Consider the following 17,239-nt stretch of genomic DNA (forward strand, 5'->3'; position numbering starts at 1 on the left):
TGTTGAATATCTATTACTTACTTTACAACATTTTACTATGTGGAAATTGAAATTTATCGTTCTAAATCCTTTGTATTTTCAACGTAAATAGATACTTCGCCACAGGCGGGGCAAATGGCTACTTTCGGCTTTCCAATTCTGTTGGCAAACAAACGCTTATCATCCGTTGCCATTATGATACCATAACCAGCACCTTCAATTTTTATTGAACAATTTTCTACCATCTCAGTTTGACACCTAATGCATTTTCTCATACATATACCTCCAATAAATTCTCAATTATACTGTTTTTAAGTTAAGCAAGATGTCTGAGCATAGTAAGGCAAGGATTTCATTGCCCCACATATCAGTCAACGTAACAAGAGACTCAATTCAAAATGCCTATAGTACAAATGAAACAACTATTACCACAACCGTACTTAGAAGAGTTCCTAACAAATAATATTCTGCGAAGTCTTTTTCCTTTGATATTTTATCATATCTCGCTACAGATTTTGCCGTTAATACCAAGCCAATTGCAGAATATTGCTCAATTGACAAGAATATCAGCATGATTATTCGTTCTACTGTACCTATAAATCTTCCCGCATTATTAAATTCTTCCTTATCACTAATAGGTTTATATATTGCTAATAATTTTTGTATTGCAATATTAGATGGCTTATGTATCAATAATAACATAAACGACCAAGAAACAAACGAAAACGCGGATAAACCTGCAATATTAAAAAACTCTGAAATCATTTTCCATTCATTTATCCTGATATTGTTTTTTGTCTGCCAATATGCAACTCCTATTAAAGAAACAAAATGTAAAATTTGATCTGTAAAAAATAAATTTCTTTCTATTATTTTAGACATTTTACCTTTCTTATTTATTGCAGATATACACATAAATTTTATCATGTCAATCAGTAGATGGAATGCAGATGCTATAACAGCACCCGATACTATTTCATAAGATATAACAGGAACGGCAATCAACAGCATAATACCAAAATAATATGAAGAATGAATAATTACCCATCTTATGCTTTCATCTTTTTTATCGGACATTTTTTCTGTTTGTATATAAAAATCTGCAACAATATGTGCCAAAAGTAATAAAATTAAATATCGTCTAAACATTATTTCCCCTTATTTCAGCCAGTGCTTTTCCTATTGTATCCATAGCATCCCTATATACATAGTATTTTCCTTTTGATAGATTCTTCTGAACTGCAGGCTGTTTTATTTTAAACCTTTTAGCTACATCAACCTGACTATCCTGATGCTGCAGCATATCCCAGATTATTTCTCTTTGTCTGTCACTCCAAGAATCTTTAATTACAGTTAACAATGCCAATATTGTATTAATCATTATTGTTATTGCTTGATTGTCACCTTCAGTCTCAAACCTTACATCCGCTGCATTTGTCTGTTTTTTCCTTTCATTTTCTTTCAAAAATTCAATTGCATCTCTTGCTTTATAATATCCGGGACCATCGGCTCCTATAGACATTTCCTTATTAACGTCTGTGGTTATGGCTCCCGCTCCTACACCGAATCTTATTTTAACCGGATACATTTTTATCTCAATTTCTGTTATTATGCTCATGGTATTTGTGCCGCTGCATAATAACCCTTGAAATTCATCACCTAATGTTATAATAAAATTAGATGCTATTTCTTTATCATATTTTAAATTAATTTCTTCCAAAACTTGTTTTAGCTTTTTTTGCACTTCACTTCTGTTCTCAATTCTTTTTGACTGTCTTATATCACCTATTACTGCAATGTACGAATCATTTTTAAAAGAAAAAAACATATTTTGCCTCCATCGTTAATACATTTATTATATAACCCTACAGATGAATATACAAACATTATTCGTATATAGGGTTATATTTTTATCAAAACTATTATTTACCTTACACTATTTCACTATTGCGAAATTGGAATTTGCCTGCCTCACCGTTTTGCAATTATTATAGTTTCTTGTATAACATATAATAGTCTGTTTCCATATTATCCTGCTGCTCTTGATACCATTTTTTTGCATCATCCAGTGCTTTGTTATAGACAAGTGGTGCAAGATTTTCCAAAAATAAATCCAATAACTGTTCCTTTTCAATAATACCGATTTGCTCATCACGGATGTTCAGATAAAATGTCGATATCTCTTCTCTCAACAGTTCCTTTTCTTTATCATTCAATTTAATTATTTTAAAAGATTCTCTTTTCATTATCCCTCCACAAAATTCCTGATTATAAACTTTTTAAATTACTTTTTCATACAGTTCTGTGAGTACACTTTTTCAGCCGTCTATGGTAGACCGGCATATCTTCATCAGCCGCAGACACAACTGTGAGTTTTCCGGCATGAATCATCTCTTCTATACGAAATGCAACCCATGAATCACTAATTCCAAGCTGGTATTTTCCAAGTACTCGCCCGATAATCATTGCTTCATGAAATTCTTCACTTTCCGCGGCTATTTCACGAGAAATAAAGTCATCATAGATTTCTTCTGACGTACTGACCAACTGTCCGTTCAATACGGCTCGCAAAGGTGCATTTTCTATCTGAAGCTCCTGCCAATGAAACGCGCAACTTTGTATAAATACGGGTGACACCGTCCTTTGTAATTCAAAATATTGATTCCATTCTCCGGGAGACACTTCTCCACAATTACTTTTGCGCACAATATTTCCTTTTTTATCTACTTCCCATTCCGGAAGCTTTACAATACAAACCTGTCCATCCGACACTTTCCACTGATTCAACTGCCACATAAACCAATAAAATCCACACATTTCATCAGGCTGGTTGCTGTACCAGATTCGAAGGGATTCTCCCGCTGCTGTACGTTCTTGAACCGTTTTCAGATTTTCATTTGTACTTTTCAGTATTTCCTGAGCTGCTTCATGCCCCTCATTATTCGGATAAATACTATACAAGCGTTCTAATGTCTGCATACGTTTGATATCCGGTTGATTTTCCGAAATATCTCCAATGCTTAACATTAAGCTGAATCCATAAATATCTGATGAATTTCCGCCTAAAGGAACAGCGCTCTCCCATGCCAAGCGTTCTTTTTCCTCTGCTTCTCGCTTAACAGCTTTAATCTCTCTTTTTGATGGCTTGCTTCCATCCGTATGACTAATTAGAACGTTAATGCATCCACCTTGATATTTTCCTTTTCCATAGCGCTGTGCCACTTTAAGACTACCACAAGCACTATCACCGAATAAAATCTCAATCACAATAATTACACTCCTCCAAGTCCCGGATTTCTCTAATAATAATCTCTATAATCTAAGTTTATCATTTAAAAAATTCCATACTTAACTCATAAAATTCTGTTGTATTTGTAAGCATGGCAGGATGTCCACCTTCATTAAATAAATGAATTTTTCCATGCCCGATTTTTTTAATCATTGCACCATAAACTTTTTCAAAATAATCCGGCGATACCATAGATACAAACTCATCCTTTTTACTGCCAGTCAAAAGTATGTCAGCTTTCAAGAATTGTAAATGCTTATGGAAAAATACACCTATATCTTTGTTGTGCTGAATAATGGCATTTGTGTCATTATCAACAATCTGCTCCCAATCAGAACCGTGCATATAGTAATAGAACATTTTTACATCTTCATTACTCTTGGAAAATTCCCTATCGTTTTTGACGTTTTCCGTAAATGATTTAAGAGGTTTTTCTCCCACGAAACTATCTGCAATGACTTTATTGACAAGGTTCGGAGCTTCTAATGCAACATTGATGGCAACCAATGCCCCGCCACTACTTCCAATAATATTTACTTTTGAATAATTCTTCTCATTTAAAAATGCTATAATCTGTTCAGCTTCGTAAAACCATAAATCAACAGGAAATTTTTGCAATCTGTCCGACTTTCCATGACCTAAAAAATCAATTAGAATAACTTTGAAATTTCTTTTATATTTTTCAGCAATTTCAGAAAACATCTTTGAAGAAGCGGTGTTTCCATGAAGAAATAATAATGGCATTCCTATACCAATTTCATTATAATATACTTGTTTGTTATCAAAAGTAAAATAGCTCATTGAAACCTCCTGTTTTGCATTCTAAAAAATCGCCAAGTAAAAAAGACCTCATTTTATTACATTAACTGCTTCAATCGCATAATCAATATCACCTGAAAACTTTCACCTTAATACCACCTAATATAAATAATCTACAACTACTACCCCGGTAAATTGAAATTTATCAAAATTCAATTATGCTCATTCTACGAATATACTTATAAACTTCTAAATATAACGCCGTACTTTATTCATATAATTTATGTACTCTTCCCCGAATTTCTTTATGCACCATCTTTCTTCTGATAGGATAATCCAGTGAGCTGATATTTGAAAAACTAATAGTATTACAAGCAATATCAATGACTGAGTAAGCAGAACACAACCAGAAAAATAAACAAAATATGCCACATACATCGGATTGCGGGAAATCCGATAGAGTCCTTTAAGATTGATACCATTCTCCGAAGGTGTAGCAAAATTTGATACGGATATAAGACACAATAATACTCCTAATCCATACATCACCAAACCTACATAAAACCAGTATGAATCAGTCGTGATCTTCAGGAAGCACAGATATATAAAAATCAGTATGTTTGAAATCTGATAAAACCAGTATGCCGCTTTTTCTATTCCAATCAGTGGAGCGAAAAAAGCTGCACGTTTTAACGCCTTCTTGTCTAATATGCTTAAAATTCCAAACCTTATAATTATAAGTGGTATTACTGCGAAAAATGCATTCATATACCCACTCCTTCTTAAAATGAATAACAATATAAATAGTTAAGTAGTTCACAAAACTTTCTGTTTGTTTCATAAAAATTGACTGGAATATTCAATACTTCACAGTTAAATACCAGCGCTCCATGAGGAAATTATTTACCTGTTCTCTGTTATCTTCATTTATATCTATAAATTTCATTCTGTTATCTCCACAAATGTAAAATTTACGCACTGACCTTCTCGTCAACTACTGTTGAAACTATGCCCGCCTTATGACTCCCATCATAACATATAAATATTGGCTTGACGCTATTCAAAAAATCGCAGGGCATATCCGTCAGGGGTATTTATTGTGCACATTTTTGCTCCCCATGGTTGCATTTGAATCTCTGAAATATCTTTATATTTTTTTGCTTTGACATACTTATATAACGCTTCAATTCCTTGAACCTGCATGAATGCTACAACGCCACCCTTGGATTCTCCGCAAAACATATGGATACCTGTAAATGGTGCAATATGCAGTATTTCAACTTCTTTAGGTATGTTGTAAACACAGCCGTAAACACCCTTTCCATCCGTGCTCCGTTCATCAATTTCATAATACCAACCAAGAATCTCTTCAAACCATTTTGCAGTCTCGTCCATGTCCTGCGTGTAATATACCGGTCCTGTTTCCTTAACAACATAGCCTCTGTCAGCAAAAACTTTTAAACTATCCATTTTATTCCTCCGCTTCATAAACTTAACATTTAAACTAAAGATGTTCGCCAAATTTCTTAATATCATTCAGTTTTGTATAACAATCAGTTATACAAACAAGCACCAATTAACACCAAATTTATCTATAAAACCAACCATACATGAACTAAAAAAACATGATCCTAAGGGAAACAAAATTTTGCGTCTTTCTCTAACACTCGGAATGCTTTTTCAACAAGTTCTTTATCGGCTTCATTAAATTGCAAGCAAAATTGCATAGTATTTCCGGTTATATTCTTTTCTTCTGTAGACTCGGACAATGCCAATATTTGTCAAATATATCTAATTCAGCATGCAAATAACTTCCGTCTTCATTTTTATGCTCACTTATTAATTTAGCATCAAATGCTCTTTGATATAATTTTACTGCTTCAACACTACCCTTAGCATATACTTGCATCATTGATCTTATCATATACTCTCTCCTAATTTATTTAGCGCAAACTGTTCATCCTGATATCATCTAATTCTTCTGCTGTTACAAATCTTTTGTTTTCATTGTCATCTCATAGCAAAATCCGTTTTAATAACCTCTTGATAAGCCTTATTATCATAATGCTTTAGTATAAACAATCCTCTGTATGTATTAAATCTTCCTTTTGTGCCGGATTCAAGCGGAAAATGAATTTTTCCCGGATAGGCCTTTCCTCTGTTAATATAACCTTTTTTTAAAGCGTCTTTAACCATATTCAGTGCTTCCTGCATTCCGTTGTCATATGGATGTCCAATTTGTACAAAATACTCTAAGGCGCGAAAACAGTCATATTTCCAACGGCACGGATAGTGAAAGCTGATCGTATCAGAATGGATGCTTTTCCCGGTCTTAAACGATTTGAACAGTTGACGATTCAACAGATATTCCTGACCCAAAGCTGCCTGTCGCTTGATTTCATCCAAGCGATAAGTATATCCATATCTTTCATAATCAGCAAAAGCTTCCAACACAGAAATAGTTGTATGCACAGAACCCACGACAGAACGATTATGAACAGAATCCCATGCGCAATTCCACCCGCCATCGTTCATTTGATGCTCAAGAATGTAATCAACAATTTCATTTACCCTGAAATCATTTATTTTTCCATAGCAAACAAGGCTTAACAACATGGCTGACATACACATATCCTGATACCTTGTTTTAGAAATTTTGCCATGGTTATACCAGAGACCGTTCAGCACTTTTTTCGTGGCATCCTGATAACACGGGTTATCATAATAAATCTTCATATACTTTAACTCCAGCAATGTGTAAGTACTTGATATCCATTTAGGGGAATAAATACCTCCTCCCCACTCTTGTTCTAAAGTATCATATAAATCCAGATATCTGGCGATATATCCCCCGTTGTTATGATCAAAAGAACAATCCAGCAAATAGTTATTCGTCAAATACTGAATAACTATATCTCCCTCTAATAACCAATCAATTATTTTCATAAGCATTCCTCACTTACATTTTATATTCGGAACGGAACGATACCATATTGGAACCTCCATAATTATTAAAATCAACAGTATGCCAATCAATAACGAATCCATCCCTTTATTTATTGACTCAACCTTTTTAAAAGTATTGTATAGGGGTATTTCCCTCATACGATTCCCTCCTAACCTGTATACTATTCTGTTCTCTCAAAGTATTTGTTATCTGCCTATTTCTTTTCCCAAATAAGTGAATAGCGCCAAAATAGTTTACGTTTCACTTCTGCATCCGGAATATACTGTGCAGCGAGTGAGCGTATCTCCTTGAGTGTCATATAGCTGTCATGTTCTTCATGCCTTCTCCATACCTCCGTGGCATGAAGGTCATCCTTGTGCAGTTTTCCGTTTTTAAACACATTCATAATTACATTAGGCAGAGCCGCAAATCCCCAAATCAAATAGTCAGCAAGTGAGTCTGCTTTTGCTAAATCAAGCAAAAGCAGCTTACCGCCGAAACGCAGCTTATCCTTCGCAAACTTAAGCAGCCAATCATATGGCAAATGATGTGCTGTAGCTGTTGAGATTATAATATCGAGCGATGATGAAGCATAATCCATATCCAGAATATTGCCGCAAATATACTCAATATTTTCGGCAGCATTATTTGCACGGGCATATTCAATCATTTTATCAGCGATATCCACTGCTACCACCTTTTTTGCTGTTTTAGATAATAAAACAGACAACTCTCCTTTACCACATCCGATATCAAGACATGTCTCTGTCCCCGTAGGTACATACCTCAGTAGGTAAGGAAAATAGCAATTATTATGATTCCATTTCGGTTCATTATCCAGACCGGCAATTTCATTGAAATCCTTTTTGACTATATCATAATTTTCCATTACTAAACATCCTCCGCAAATCTCCAACAAATATCTTTCCAATAAATAATAAGTATATATGCTAATTTGATGAATTTAGTTTCGATAAAAAGTTTTTTTAATTCTAAACTAAGATAAATACTTGATTTTAAGTATCTATTCTTTTTAAATCTGTCAGTGCCTTATTTCTGTAATTCAAATCCTCTCTTGTACTAAACCCTTTGTGCTCCCAAAATGTGTTCCCTATATCATTATTTTTAAAAACTACAAGTGCAACCTTGTGAATACCTTCGCCTTTCAAGGCTTTTAATGCAGTGTCAATCAAGGCGGAGCCAATACCTTTGTTTCTATCTGCAATTGAAACCGCTGTATGGTGAATATAACCACGCCGACCATCGTTACCGGATAATATTACTCCTACGATTTTGCCGGATACAAGCGCAACAAAACAAGTATTTGGATTTCGCTTCAGGTATTTATCAATACCTGATTTTGAATCATCTATGTCGTTCAGACCCATTCCGGGCGTTGACATCCATAGTTCATATATTTCTTCATAATCATTAATAGTTAGTTTCCTTATTTCCATATTTTCACCTGTATAATTAGCTATCTTGATCAAATATCTTTGAAATCAATATCATACCTTGTGCCGTGACTAAAAAGAACTGCGTCTGTCAATCTGATACGTAGAATAATCGTATTAGGATTATTTTCATCTGTATGTCCATTGGAATACCATGCTGAAAATACTTTTCTCAGCTTTGTGGCAATTTCTATGTTTAGTTCATCACAAATATATCCCATGTTTTCACCAACACCATGAGCCGTAAACCATTCACCGCATATTGCAACCGTAGAATTTGCTTCTATCTGCTTAATCTTATTGGAGAGTGCATATGTGATTGTGTAAAATGCTCCATTTTCATAGTAACTGTTTACAATGCGTACAGCAGGAATATTACCGTCAATAGTAGCGAGTGAAATGAGTGTATCATGCCCGAATCGTTCATCCATAATTTCAAGTGATTTGGTAAGTTCGGTTTTCTTCATACTTATTTCTCCTTATCTTAATATAAATAATTCTTAATTCAAATTTTCAATATCTTAAATCTGTCAAGCTGATAAATTTAAATTTTCCGTCTCCTATTATAACACAATATTTCTTATCATCAGACCAGCCTTTTGTAGTTAGCATTAATGATTTGAAATTGAATACTAATATTTATATTCATCTACCCTATTTACCGATATGTTGCAACTAATTTCTTTTAAAATTAATTAGGTTGTTCATTTACTTTTTATTGGGTTTGCGTTTCAGCAACAGCAGTTTTTCTATGTCCGGAAAAAATGAATCATCGGTTAAATCAAGCAATAACCATTTCCCATCATGATAAGTTTTCGTTTCATCGTATAGTTTCTGAACTGCTTTAGAATACTCATTTCTATGGGCTTCAAATCTAACCCGTTCTTCCCGACCCAATATAACTAACAAACTGAAGCGATTTTCCATTGCATAGAAAGTACAGAGCGTCTTCCCGCCTCTGCGATATTTGTATTCATATACCCAATCTCTGTACCCCTTATTCCAAAGATGCTCCATATCATATTTTACATCAATGAAATTACATAATCTTGTCCACACATTAAATAAAGGCTGACCTATTAAGGCTATCATTTCTTTATCATTTGGTATATTATCTAACATATTCACCCCTCCCCTCATTTCAACCTGTTTTTTTGCTTATGAGCCGTAATTATTGTATAACTATAAGAATTTACTGTTATTTTACAATCACCTGCGTCTATGTACCAATTCTTGCCTTTCCTGATCATACTGCTATCAGGCTCTTCAATTTTATTCTTGCACCAACTGACAACATCGTCTACACCTAAACAAAGATTTCTTTTAATTCGTTCTATTCCTAAATCAGTTGTATGCAACTTATCCATGTTTAAAATCAGTTCACTTTTATCATTCATTTTTTGCACCATTTATTAACCTTTTAAATTCTTATTTGTCTATCAACTTTAACATCTGTTATTTTATTACTGCTTCTATTATCGCTCTGCAAACTCCACAAGGAGAATAATAATCAGAAGCATCAATAATAATACCGTTGTTTTCTGCTTCCTTTAACAGTCCCCTTATACCATTTTCCAACAATGCTTTTGTATATGGATTATTATACGGATTATATTCTTTTATAATATCAAGTATATTGTTCTCCATAATGTTTCCAATAGGAAAATTTACTTCCCCTCCTCTGAGTATGATTCACTTCCAACTTGATACACATACTCGGTTAGTTTCGTAACATTTATATCTCTAATTGTTCTAATCAAGATTAAGCTCGAAATATGGTTCATCTACAAAGCCTGTATCTTCATACTGCCTGAAACCACATTGAACAAGACCACATTTTTTTGTCATATTTAATGAAGCCTGATTGTCAGGGTGTACTGAAGCGTATATACATGTAGCCCTTTTGCCGTCCTTGAGCCATTCAACGTATGCCTTCAGAGCTTCTGTACCATATCCCTGATGCTGGTATTCTTTTGCAAGGTGAATAATCAGCTCAACATGAAATGGGTCATCCTCGTCAAGCTTTCCTCCACAAATGCCCAATAGCTTATCGTCTTTTATTACCGCAAAAATTGTGTTGCCGTACGTGTTATACTGACTGCGACCGTATTCTATAATTTGAGGAATTTTCTCTTTTGTAATCACGCCTCCACAGAAGTGCATTGTCTCACTGTTGCCCCAAACGTTGTTGAAAAGCTCGTCCAAATCCCCTTGCTCAATTAACCTAAAGCTTAATCTTTCTGATTCAAATATCATTGCTTTCTCCTATAAATTCCGTTTTATATGTCAGTGTGCCAAATTTGAAATTTATCTTCATGTTATTCTTATTAGTTCTGTGAAAATAATTTACATGGAATGGTTAAAAACACATCATTATTAATCTTAAACCCATTTTTCTCGTAATAATTTGATATTTTTCAACTCGCTATCGAAAGGAAAAACCAAAGTAATATGCGGCAATACCAAATCTGCCAATGGATCATATTTTTTACGAATATCATTAATAACATCAATATTTTCAAATTCAGGAAAAATCATAATAGTTCTTATACTCATAGTTGGTCTCCTTTATATTTAACCTCAAATATTGACCCTTCTCTTCGATAGCCAAGCTTTTCATAATATATGTCTACATCACTCATCACATATACAGATTGATCTGAAAAATCCTTGCACGCCTGTTCCATAAGCATTTTTCCAATTTGCTTTCCTCGATAAGTTTTTCTTACAAGCAAATCGTACACATAAATACCAAAACCGTCATCTTCACGACAGCGGGCATATCCGCATAGTATACTGCGATCATAAGCTAAATAAGTAACACTTGATTCCAATGCCCTTAAATATTTGGCATGTCCCTTTGCACCGTGATAATCGCTCCATTCATCTCCCTCTTCCTTTAACATGTCAAATAAGGGCATTTCATCTGCTGTAGAATATCTTTTTATAATCATTTGAACCTCCTTTGATATTCGCGAATATGAATAACTTGTGTTCATATTCCAATTTATATCATAAAAGCTGACAGGAATATTATAGATTACATCAAAATGTTTAAATATCATGTTCATGATAGATTAAAATTTGGTTGATTAGTATTCTGTCTGTTATATAATCAACCGGACAAATTGTAATTTCCGTAAAGAATGTACTTATTTGCTGAAGATTGAACCTCTATCTCTATATAGCGTTTTTGAAGTCAGGTTAATTAACAATTCCTCAGCTGCCGAAATGCTCGCTATACAACAAATAATAATTGCTGTTATTTCTTTTCCGAAAACAGAAAATAGAAAAGGAAAGAAAAATAATACTATACCTGTGACTTTATTGGCATAAGTATGTAAAAAAGCAAGCTGATGATACCTTGCAAAACCAAAAATTATTGAAAGCAAGCGTACTACAGCAATAACAACTATCCAGCAGATAATCCACAATGGAAAGTTTATAATTGGTATAAAAATTAACAACACAATACTAATAAATATCAAATCAGCAATACTATCTAATACCTGCCCGAATTTGCTGGAAACATCCATTTTTCTTGCAATATATCCATCTAAAACGTCACTAACTCCACACATAAAATAAAAGAAAAAGAAAAATGCTGAAAATGGTTTTACAAGCAACAAACTGACAGATGCGAATATTCTAATAATTGTAATGCAGTTAGGAACGTTTTTAATAGATTTCACCCCCGGTAATTATAAATAAAAGAAAATTCGTATTTAATTTCATATAAATCTTTTCCGCCAATATTTATTATTTGTTCAATATTGGTATTTCGCATACCCATTTTTTCATAGAATTTTCTTGCTCTAAAATTATCTTTTAGCACCCAGAGATAGAATTTGGCATATCCTAATTCCTCAAGTTTTTTTGCAGCAGAAGAAAATAAAATTTGACCAAACCCTTTCATCCAAAAATCCGGCAAAACATAAATAGCTCGCAACTCTCCTACATTTTCACAGCCCTCATCTCTGGCTTTCCCAAAGTTTACTAACCCAACTATAGTTCCATTATCCTCAATAACAAGAATATCTTTTGCCTTTATTTTATTTGGAGTACAGTTCTCTATAGTCAATGAATTCAGATATTCATCCGATATTATATTTTTATATGCTTCTTTCCACGAAAGACAATATATTATACCCAATGCATTACAATCTTGTTCGGTGGCTTGTCGTATCATTGTATCACACTCCTTAAAAAGTATAAATAATCCTATTTGCTCCTTATATTTTCATACTTATTCTTAACTATAATATCAAATTGTAATTTGTTTACTTCGTGTTATACTCATAATAGGCATTCCAATTGACAGTCATACGGCTCCTTTTCTACATGAGATTGATTATATTCAAGTGCTTCGACACAGCCCATTGCCCGATAAAACAACTGGCTTTCAACCGAAGAATGAGCTGAAATATACAGCTTTTTTGCGCCATATTTTTGCGCCCATTCCTTTGATAGCCTAAATAGTTTATTTCCAATACCCTTGCCCCGCATATCCTCCGAGACATGTATGCTTGATAAATCAAGGTATTCTTTATTTTTCCCAAACAAAACAGGCTCTACAGACGAAAATCCCTTCAATGCACCGTTTATGAATGCTCCAAATACAACACCGCCTTTTATTATCGTATTTATTAAGCAATCAATTAATTCACTATATTCGTCTTCATTCCAGTCATCTGTAAATACAACGTCTTTAATACACCACTTTCCATCAACTTTACGCCAGCACTTTGATACTGCTTGATGTCGTTGGAAATGAGAAAACAACTCACAATTTATCATTTCTGCTTTTAACTTTATTATCTTCACACTTTTCCTCTCAAAATATAAATAATCAGTAATTTAAATTTCTGCCTATAAATAGCAGGCTCACCATTGTCATGTGCTTTTATTGAATATGAATTAATATTCATAAGATTATTTTACTCCTCTAAAACTTAGATTTTTCATAGTTGTAAGGTACGCTCGTTCCTACTACTACATCTTCAATCTTATCAATAATCAGCCAATCGTCCATATTATCCTGATGATCAAATGCAAGCGGCGGCTCGATTTGCTGAACATCTCCGAATTCAACCAGACATAAGCATTTCTTGTGCCAGCGCTCTTTTTGTTTTTCAGTCAGGTTTAACTTGTCCTGATTGTCATTCAGTGTCTTTATAATCTCATCCTCAGTCAGTTTCACATAATTTTGAACATTTCTTACCATGGCAAATGAAGAAATATTCGATGTTCCTTTTTCCATAAAGTAGACCGGCTCACCTTCAAACACCCTGCTGTGAGGTATCTTGCGGCCGGCCGCTCCTCTTACTACCATTGTCTTGCTTCCGGATAAAATTTTATCTAAAACACGTTCACCTTTTTTCCCTGTATTATCACAATACACTAAATGTACCATTTTGTTCTCCTCTCATTCTTCTTAATTAATTACTGTTTTCTTTATGTATTTCATTGCATATACAAATAATCTGTAATAGATTTTACTTTTATTCAAAAGGGCATCATAAGTCCCTCTTCATTTGTTCCAGATAAAACGACTTATTGTTAACTGCACGCATAGTAGCTAAGATTCCATCTAAGTGATCGTACTCATGCTGTAATAGCTCTGAGAGATCGCCCTCCAGGTGCATTTTTTGAGGATTAAAATTCTCATCCAAATAAAAAATATCCGCATGTTTATACCGCTCTACCTTAACTATCAGCCCGGGAAAAGACATACAATCATCTTTCAATATATATTTTTCATTATCCGGAAAACTAATCACCGGGTTTACGAAAATATAGGGTTTATCTGTAAACATATATAGCAGCCTTTTCTTAATTCCTATCTGCGGTGCCGCAACTGCACGTCCTGCCCCATATTTTTTACGATAATTCATAAGAGTATCATGTAAATCTTTTACCCACTCCGGCAAAAAAGCAAGCTCCGCCTCCGTAATTTCTTCACTTATTTCATATAGCTGTGGATTGCCAAGTCTCAATATTTCTCTTATCATATACTTCATTATCTCCTTTTTTTTTACGTCTATGAGTTAAAAGCTTCTCTCTATAATTGAGTTTATTCTTCCATTAAGCAACTCAAGATCAAATTTAGAATTATTAAATTTATATTTGGTTAAATTAAGCGAATCATAAATCTCTTTCTCCAAAATATCTCTTGCTTTAAGAACTTTTGCCCTTTCAGATACAGCTTTCATAAAAGATTCCCTGATAGAGTTTTGTTCTACATATATTAATATTGGTTCTAATGGACCATCATGAGGATTAGACCCAGTCAGTGATCTCCAATATCCAATTACCTGTGTCACTGATACACAGTAATCATAATTTCCAACTTTACATGCTCCTAATATAAACAATCTGCAGTTGAAACTGCCAGGCGAATTTCTGCTTATCATCCTATTTATATGCAAATTGAAATTTGTAGTAAGGAGTTCGTGCATATAATTTCCTTGCCGATAATTGCTTCATCAATTAAATCTATTGCTGCAATAATATCTTTTGCATCTTTCAGCATCTGCGAAAGTCAAATCGAACTAATTTTTTTTTGTTAGGCAATACCGTCTCTTCATTGCAAACCATATTATAACCAATATCATTCATAGCTTTTATCGTAGCTTGTTCATCTATTTGATGATGTACACATTCCAAGTTGTCAAACACATGAATATACGGTGAATCTGATACAAACCCTGCATCAATATTGATTTGAATAACGCAGGAAACGTGTTCGGGTGCAACCCCTACAATCACTCTCTGGAAGCACTCATAACCGATATACTCAATTAATAGGTTTGCTATGATTAGCTGGGCATGTGGCAGATAACAGTTCTCACTTAGCAAATCAATACATATAGGTTGCATTATTTTTTTTAGATATGGATAACGTTCTTTACACGCTTTTAAATATTCTGAATTGATGTCCACCGCAAACAGTTTATCTACGCTTTGCGGTTTAATGTGTTCCAGTCCATTTCCGCCTGCTACGCCTAAAACCATAATGGTTTTGACAGGAAATTGAAGGAATTGTTTTTTCATAATTTGATTCAGTGCCTGCAACTGTAAGATTGAATCTAATTTCATATGGTTTTCATAATCTGATAGCTTGATTTCTTTCCATGGATTGCTCATATTTCACCTCGATAAGTTCCTATAAATATTATATAATTCTCACCACTGTCTATTAACTACATCTATGCTTCATAGTACAGGGAATTTTGAATCAAAATACACGTCAAATGAAAACCATTGATAATAAACACAAATATTCCTTGTATTTCCATTTGGATTTTGTTTAATAATTCTAAGTTTCCTCTTCATTCTTACTTCTCCCTCTTTGTCTAATATAAATAACTCTTAGTTCAAATTTTTCAATACCAACTTAAGTCTGTCAATCTGCCAAATTGGAATTTGAATAATTATTTTTCAATTTTTATTCTCATACCGTTCCCATTATAACCGAAGGGTACGGCTTCAAATCCGCAACTTTCATAAAATTTTTCCATACCTTTTATCGATATCAAGTTAATAGTACTATACTCTCCAGCAATTGTATTTTCTTTTATCTCATCTATTATAGAATTTACAAGCTTTTTTCCTATTCCTTTTTTCTGATATTTTGAATTTACCACTACATCAACTAAAAGATATGACATGCCATCTCCAATTGCTCTAGCCATTCCAACTGCAAAATTATCATATATAGCTTTTTTCACAATAGTGCTATTTTTTATAGCTTTTTCTACAACGATTGGATTTTTAGGTTCCCATCCAACTTGTTTTCTTAAATTATTATATTCATCAATATTTAAACTATCTCTTATCTCAATTCCTATTTCATTCATAAAATCACCTCGCTAAATTCCAATTTATCTATTCTCTCAACATCTTTGTATCTAACTATTTTTTTTCTGTCTGCGGCAGTTATTAAGTATTACTTAATAACTGCGTTTTCTTAAAACTCATTGTCAGTAAATATTCTTCAAATATTCTGCCGTTGAGCTGTAGATAGTAATTTCGTTTTCTTTTTTCCTCTTCATTACAACATCACTCCCGGAAAATCCACCATCAAGAACATTTGTTCTTTTATATTGTATGTTATGTTTTATAATTAGTCAAGTTTTTGAAGTTGCATAAAAGTATTCAGTTAGTCCACAAACATTACGAAATTAGAATTTACTATTAAAAATACCTATAATACTTTATCTCAACAATATTAGTACTCTCAACAAATCTTTTTTCTCCGGAATACTTATATCCATGCTTTTCGTAGAATAAAATAGCATTTCTGTTTTCTTCAACAACCCATAGATATATTATATTAATTCCTTTTTTTAGCTCTTGGTCATGAAAAAAATCTATCAGTTTTTGTCCAATTCCTTGATTTTGAAAAAAGAGCTCAACATATAACTCTTTTAGTTCTGTTATTTTATGTGTTCTATCAGTACTTGAATTCAAAATTCCTTTTACTATTCCATCATCATCAAATACTAAAATGTTTTCTAATAAAGTTAAATTATTTAAAAATTCCTTTGCTGTATCAATAACATTCAGCCGATTAAACGAAAATAAATCATCCTGAAATATTTGACGGTAATGACATCGTTTCGTGAAAACCAGTATTTCTGCAATCCTTGTAATGTCCTTTTCAAATGCTTTTCTAATCACTATTTCACCTCATTAATTCACAATTATACTGTTTTTCATTAAGCAAGAGATTTGAGCATAATAAGGCAAGGATTTTCATCATCCCACATCTCTCATAGGCAGTATTTTTACACGTAAAAGTTCCTTTTG

29 protein-coding genes are annotated in these 17,239 nt (G+C 33.3%); all 29 read right to left on the reverse strand.

From position 1 onward, the window contains the following. Positions 1-53: 53 nt before the first annotated feature. Complete coding sequence (locus tag RT412_RS09985) at positions 54-254, reverse strand: nucleic acid-binding protein (protein ID WP_313343107.1); 201 nt, start codon at positions 252-254, stop codon at positions 54-56. Between the two features lie 127 nt (positions 255-381). Beyond that, positions 382-1,128 (reverse strand): DUF3307 domain-containing protein, encoded by a 747-nt coding sequence (locus RT412_RS09990; RefSeq protein WP_313343109.1) that lies wholly within the window; start codon positions 1,126-1,128, stop codon positions 382-384. Further along, positions 1,121-1,807: a SatD family protein gene (locus RT412_RS09995; protein WP_313343111.1), complete on the reverse strand. Its 687-nt coding sequence runs from the start codon at positions 1,805-1,807 to the stop codon at positions 1,121-1,123. Before RT412_RS09995 ends, RT412_RS09990 begins: the two co-directional genes overlap by 8 nt. A gap of 160 nt (positions 1,808-1,967) precedes the next feature. Beyond that, positions 1,968-2,225 (reverse strand): DUF2164 family protein, encoded by a 258-nt coding sequence (locus RT412_RS10000; protein ID WP_313343114.1) that lies wholly within the window; start codon positions 2,223-2,225, stop codon positions 1,968-1,970. 46 nt (positions 2,226-2,271) lie between these two features. Then, positions 2,272-3,201, reverse strand: coding sequence for a DUF3658 domain-containing protein (locus RT412_RS10005; protein WP_313343117.1), 930 nt, complete (start codon positions 3,199-3,201; stop codon positions 2,272-2,274). Positions 3,202-3,307: 106 nt separating this feature from the next. After that, positions 3,308-4,069: an alpha/beta hydrolase gene (locus RT412_RS10010; RefSeq protein ID WP_313343120.1), complete on the reverse strand. Its 762-nt coding sequence runs from the start codon at positions 4,067-4,069 to the stop codon at positions 3,308-3,310. A gap of 207 nt (positions 4,070-4,276) precedes the next feature. Further along, entirely contained in the window at positions 4,277-4,795 is a 519-nt protein-coding gene (locus tag RT412_RS10015) for a methyltransferase (RefSeq protein ID WP_313343122.1), read from the reverse strand. A gap of 288 nt (positions 4,796-5,083) precedes the next feature. Beyond that, on the reverse strand, positions 5,084-5,497 hold the full coding sequence (locus RT412_RS10020) for a VOC family protein (RefSeq protein ID WP_313343125.1): 414 nt from the start codon (positions 5,495-5,497) through the stop codon (positions 5,084-5,086). 268 nt (positions 5,498-5,765) lie between these two features. Beyond that, complete coding sequence (locus RT412_RS10025; RefSeq protein ID WP_313343127.1) at positions 5,766-5,951, reverse strand: hypothetical protein; 186 nt, start codon at positions 5,949-5,951, stop codon at positions 5,766-5,768. Between the two features lie 86 nt (positions 5,952-6,037). Then, positions 6,038-6,973, reverse strand: coding sequence for a hypothetical protein (locus RT412_RS10030; protein ID WP_313343129.1), 936 nt, complete (start codon positions 6,971-6,973; stop codon positions 6,038-6,040). Positions 6,974-6,982: 9 nt separating this feature from the next. Next, the gene (locus RT412_RS10035) at positions 6,983-7,132 is read right to left on the reverse strand and encodes a hypothetical protein (RefSeq protein ID WP_313343132.1); all 150 of its coding nucleotides are present in this window, start codon (positions 7,130-7,132) and stop codon (positions 6,983-6,985) included. Between the two features lie 56 nt (positions 7,133-7,188). Continuing rightward, positions 7,189-7,863, reverse strand: coding sequence for a class I SAM-dependent methyltransferase (locus tag RT412_RS10040; protein ID WP_313343135.1), 675 nt, complete (start codon positions 7,861-7,863; stop codon positions 7,189-7,191). Between the two features lie 127 nt (positions 7,864-7,990). Beyond that, positions 7,991-8,431, reverse strand: a complete 441-nt coding sequence (locus RT412_RS10045) for a GNAT family N-acetyltransferase (RefSeq protein WP_313343137.1) — start codon at positions 8,429-8,431, stop codon at positions 7,991-7,993. A gap of 29 nt (positions 8,432-8,460) precedes the next feature. Then, positions 8,461-8,895 (reverse strand): pyridoxamine 5'-phosphate oxidase family protein, encoded by a 435-nt coding sequence (locus tag RT412_RS10050; protein ID WP_313343139.1) that lies wholly within the window; start codon positions 8,893-8,895, stop codon positions 8,461-8,463. Positions 8,896-9,136: 241 nt separating this feature from the next. Further along, entirely contained in the window at positions 9,137-9,550 is a 414-nt protein-coding gene (locus tag RT412_RS10055; RefSeq protein WP_313343141.1) for a DUF3788 domain-containing protein, read from the reverse strand. A 14-nt stretch (positions 9,551-9,564) separates the two neighbouring features. After that, complete coding sequence (locus RT412_RS10060; RefSeq protein ID WP_313343144.1) at positions 9,565-9,825, reverse strand: DUF3781 domain-containing protein; 261 nt, start codon at positions 9,823-9,825, stop codon at positions 9,565-9,567. Between the two features lie 58 nt (positions 9,826-9,883). Then, the gene (locus tag RT412_RS10065) at positions 9,884-10,075 is read right to left on the reverse strand and encodes a hypothetical protein (protein ID WP_313343147.1); all 192 of its coding nucleotides are present in this window, start codon (positions 10,073-10,075) and stop codon (positions 9,884-9,886) included. Between the two features lie 105 nt (positions 10,076-10,180). Further along, positions 10,181-10,684 (reverse strand): GNAT family N-acetyltransferase, encoded by a 504-nt coding sequence (locus tag RT412_RS10070; RefSeq protein WP_313343149.1) that lies wholly within the window; start codon positions 10,682-10,684, stop codon positions 10,181-10,183. 126 nt (positions 10,685-10,810) lie between these two features. Further along, complete coding sequence (locus tag RT412_RS10075; RefSeq protein WP_313343152.1) at positions 10,811-10,984, reverse strand: hypothetical protein; 174 nt, start codon at positions 10,982-10,984, stop codon at positions 10,811-10,813. Then, complete coding sequence (locus RT412_RS10080) at positions 10,981-11,382, reverse strand: GNAT family N-acetyltransferase (protein ID WP_313343155.1); 402 nt, start codon at positions 11,380-11,382, stop codon at positions 10,981-10,983. Before RT412_RS10080 ends, RT412_RS10075 begins: the two co-directional genes overlap by 4 nt. A 198-nt stretch (positions 11,383-11,580) precedes the next feature. Next, on the reverse strand, positions 11,581-12,120 hold the full coding sequence (locus RT412_RS10085) for a CDP-alcohol phosphatidyltransferase family protein (protein ID WP_313343158.1): 540 nt from the start codon (positions 12,118-12,120) through the stop codon (positions 11,581-11,583). Then, on the reverse strand, positions 12,117-12,617 hold the full coding sequence (locus RT412_RS10090; RefSeq protein ID WP_313343160.1) for a GNAT family N-acetyltransferase: 501 nt from the start codon (positions 12,615-12,617) through the stop codon (positions 12,117-12,119). The genes RT412_RS10085 and RT412_RS10090 overlap by 4 nt, the downstream gene beginning before the upstream one ends. 107 nt (positions 12,618-12,724) lie before the next feature. Then, positions 12,725-13,225, reverse strand: a complete 501-nt coding sequence (locus tag RT412_RS10095) for a GNAT family N-acetyltransferase (protein ID WP_313343424.1) — start codon at positions 13,223-13,225, stop codon at positions 12,725-12,727. A gap of 148 nt (positions 13,226-13,373) precedes the next feature. After that, positions 13,374-13,841, reverse strand: coding sequence for a hypothetical protein (locus RT412_RS10100; RefSeq protein WP_313343163.1), 468 nt, complete (start codon positions 13,839-13,841; stop codon positions 13,374-13,376). A gap of 103 nt (positions 13,842-13,944) precedes the next feature. Continuing rightward, positions 13,945-14,439: a peptide deformylase gene (locus RT412_RS10105; RefSeq protein WP_313343166.1), complete on the reverse strand. Its 495-nt coding sequence runs from the start codon at positions 14,437-14,439 to the stop codon at positions 13,945-13,947. Positions 14,440-14,475: 36 nt separating this feature from the next. Continuing rightward, positions 14,476-14,841 (reverse strand): hypothetical protein, encoded by a 366-nt coding sequence (locus RT412_RS10110; RefSeq protein ID WP_313370315.1) that lies wholly within the window; start codon positions 14,839-14,841, stop codon positions 14,476-14,478. Between the two features lie 112 nt (positions 14,842-14,953). After that, positions 14,954-15,574 (reverse strand): methyltransferase type 11, encoded by a 621-nt coding sequence (locus RT412_RS10115; RefSeq protein WP_313343171.1) that lies wholly within the window; start codon positions 15,572-15,574, stop codon positions 14,954-14,956. Between the two features lie 287 nt (positions 15,575-15,861). Further along, positions 15,862-16,287 (reverse strand): GNAT family N-acetyltransferase, encoded by a 426-nt coding sequence (locus RT412_RS10120; protein WP_313343174.1) that lies wholly within the window; start codon positions 16,285-16,287, stop codon positions 15,862-15,864. A gap of 337 nt (positions 16,288-16,624) precedes the next feature. Beyond that, a complete protein-coding gene (locus tag RT412_RS10125; RefSeq protein ID WP_313343177.1) occupies positions 16,625-17,110 on the reverse strand; it encodes a GNAT family N-acetyltransferase in 486 nt (161 codons plus the stop codon). Positions 17,111-17,239: the final 129 nt, after the last annotated feature.

Source organism: Sedimentibacter sp., from assembly GCF_032080165.1.
Lineage (GTDB): Bacteria > Bacillota > Clostridia > Tissierellales > Sedimentibacteraceae > Sedimentibacter.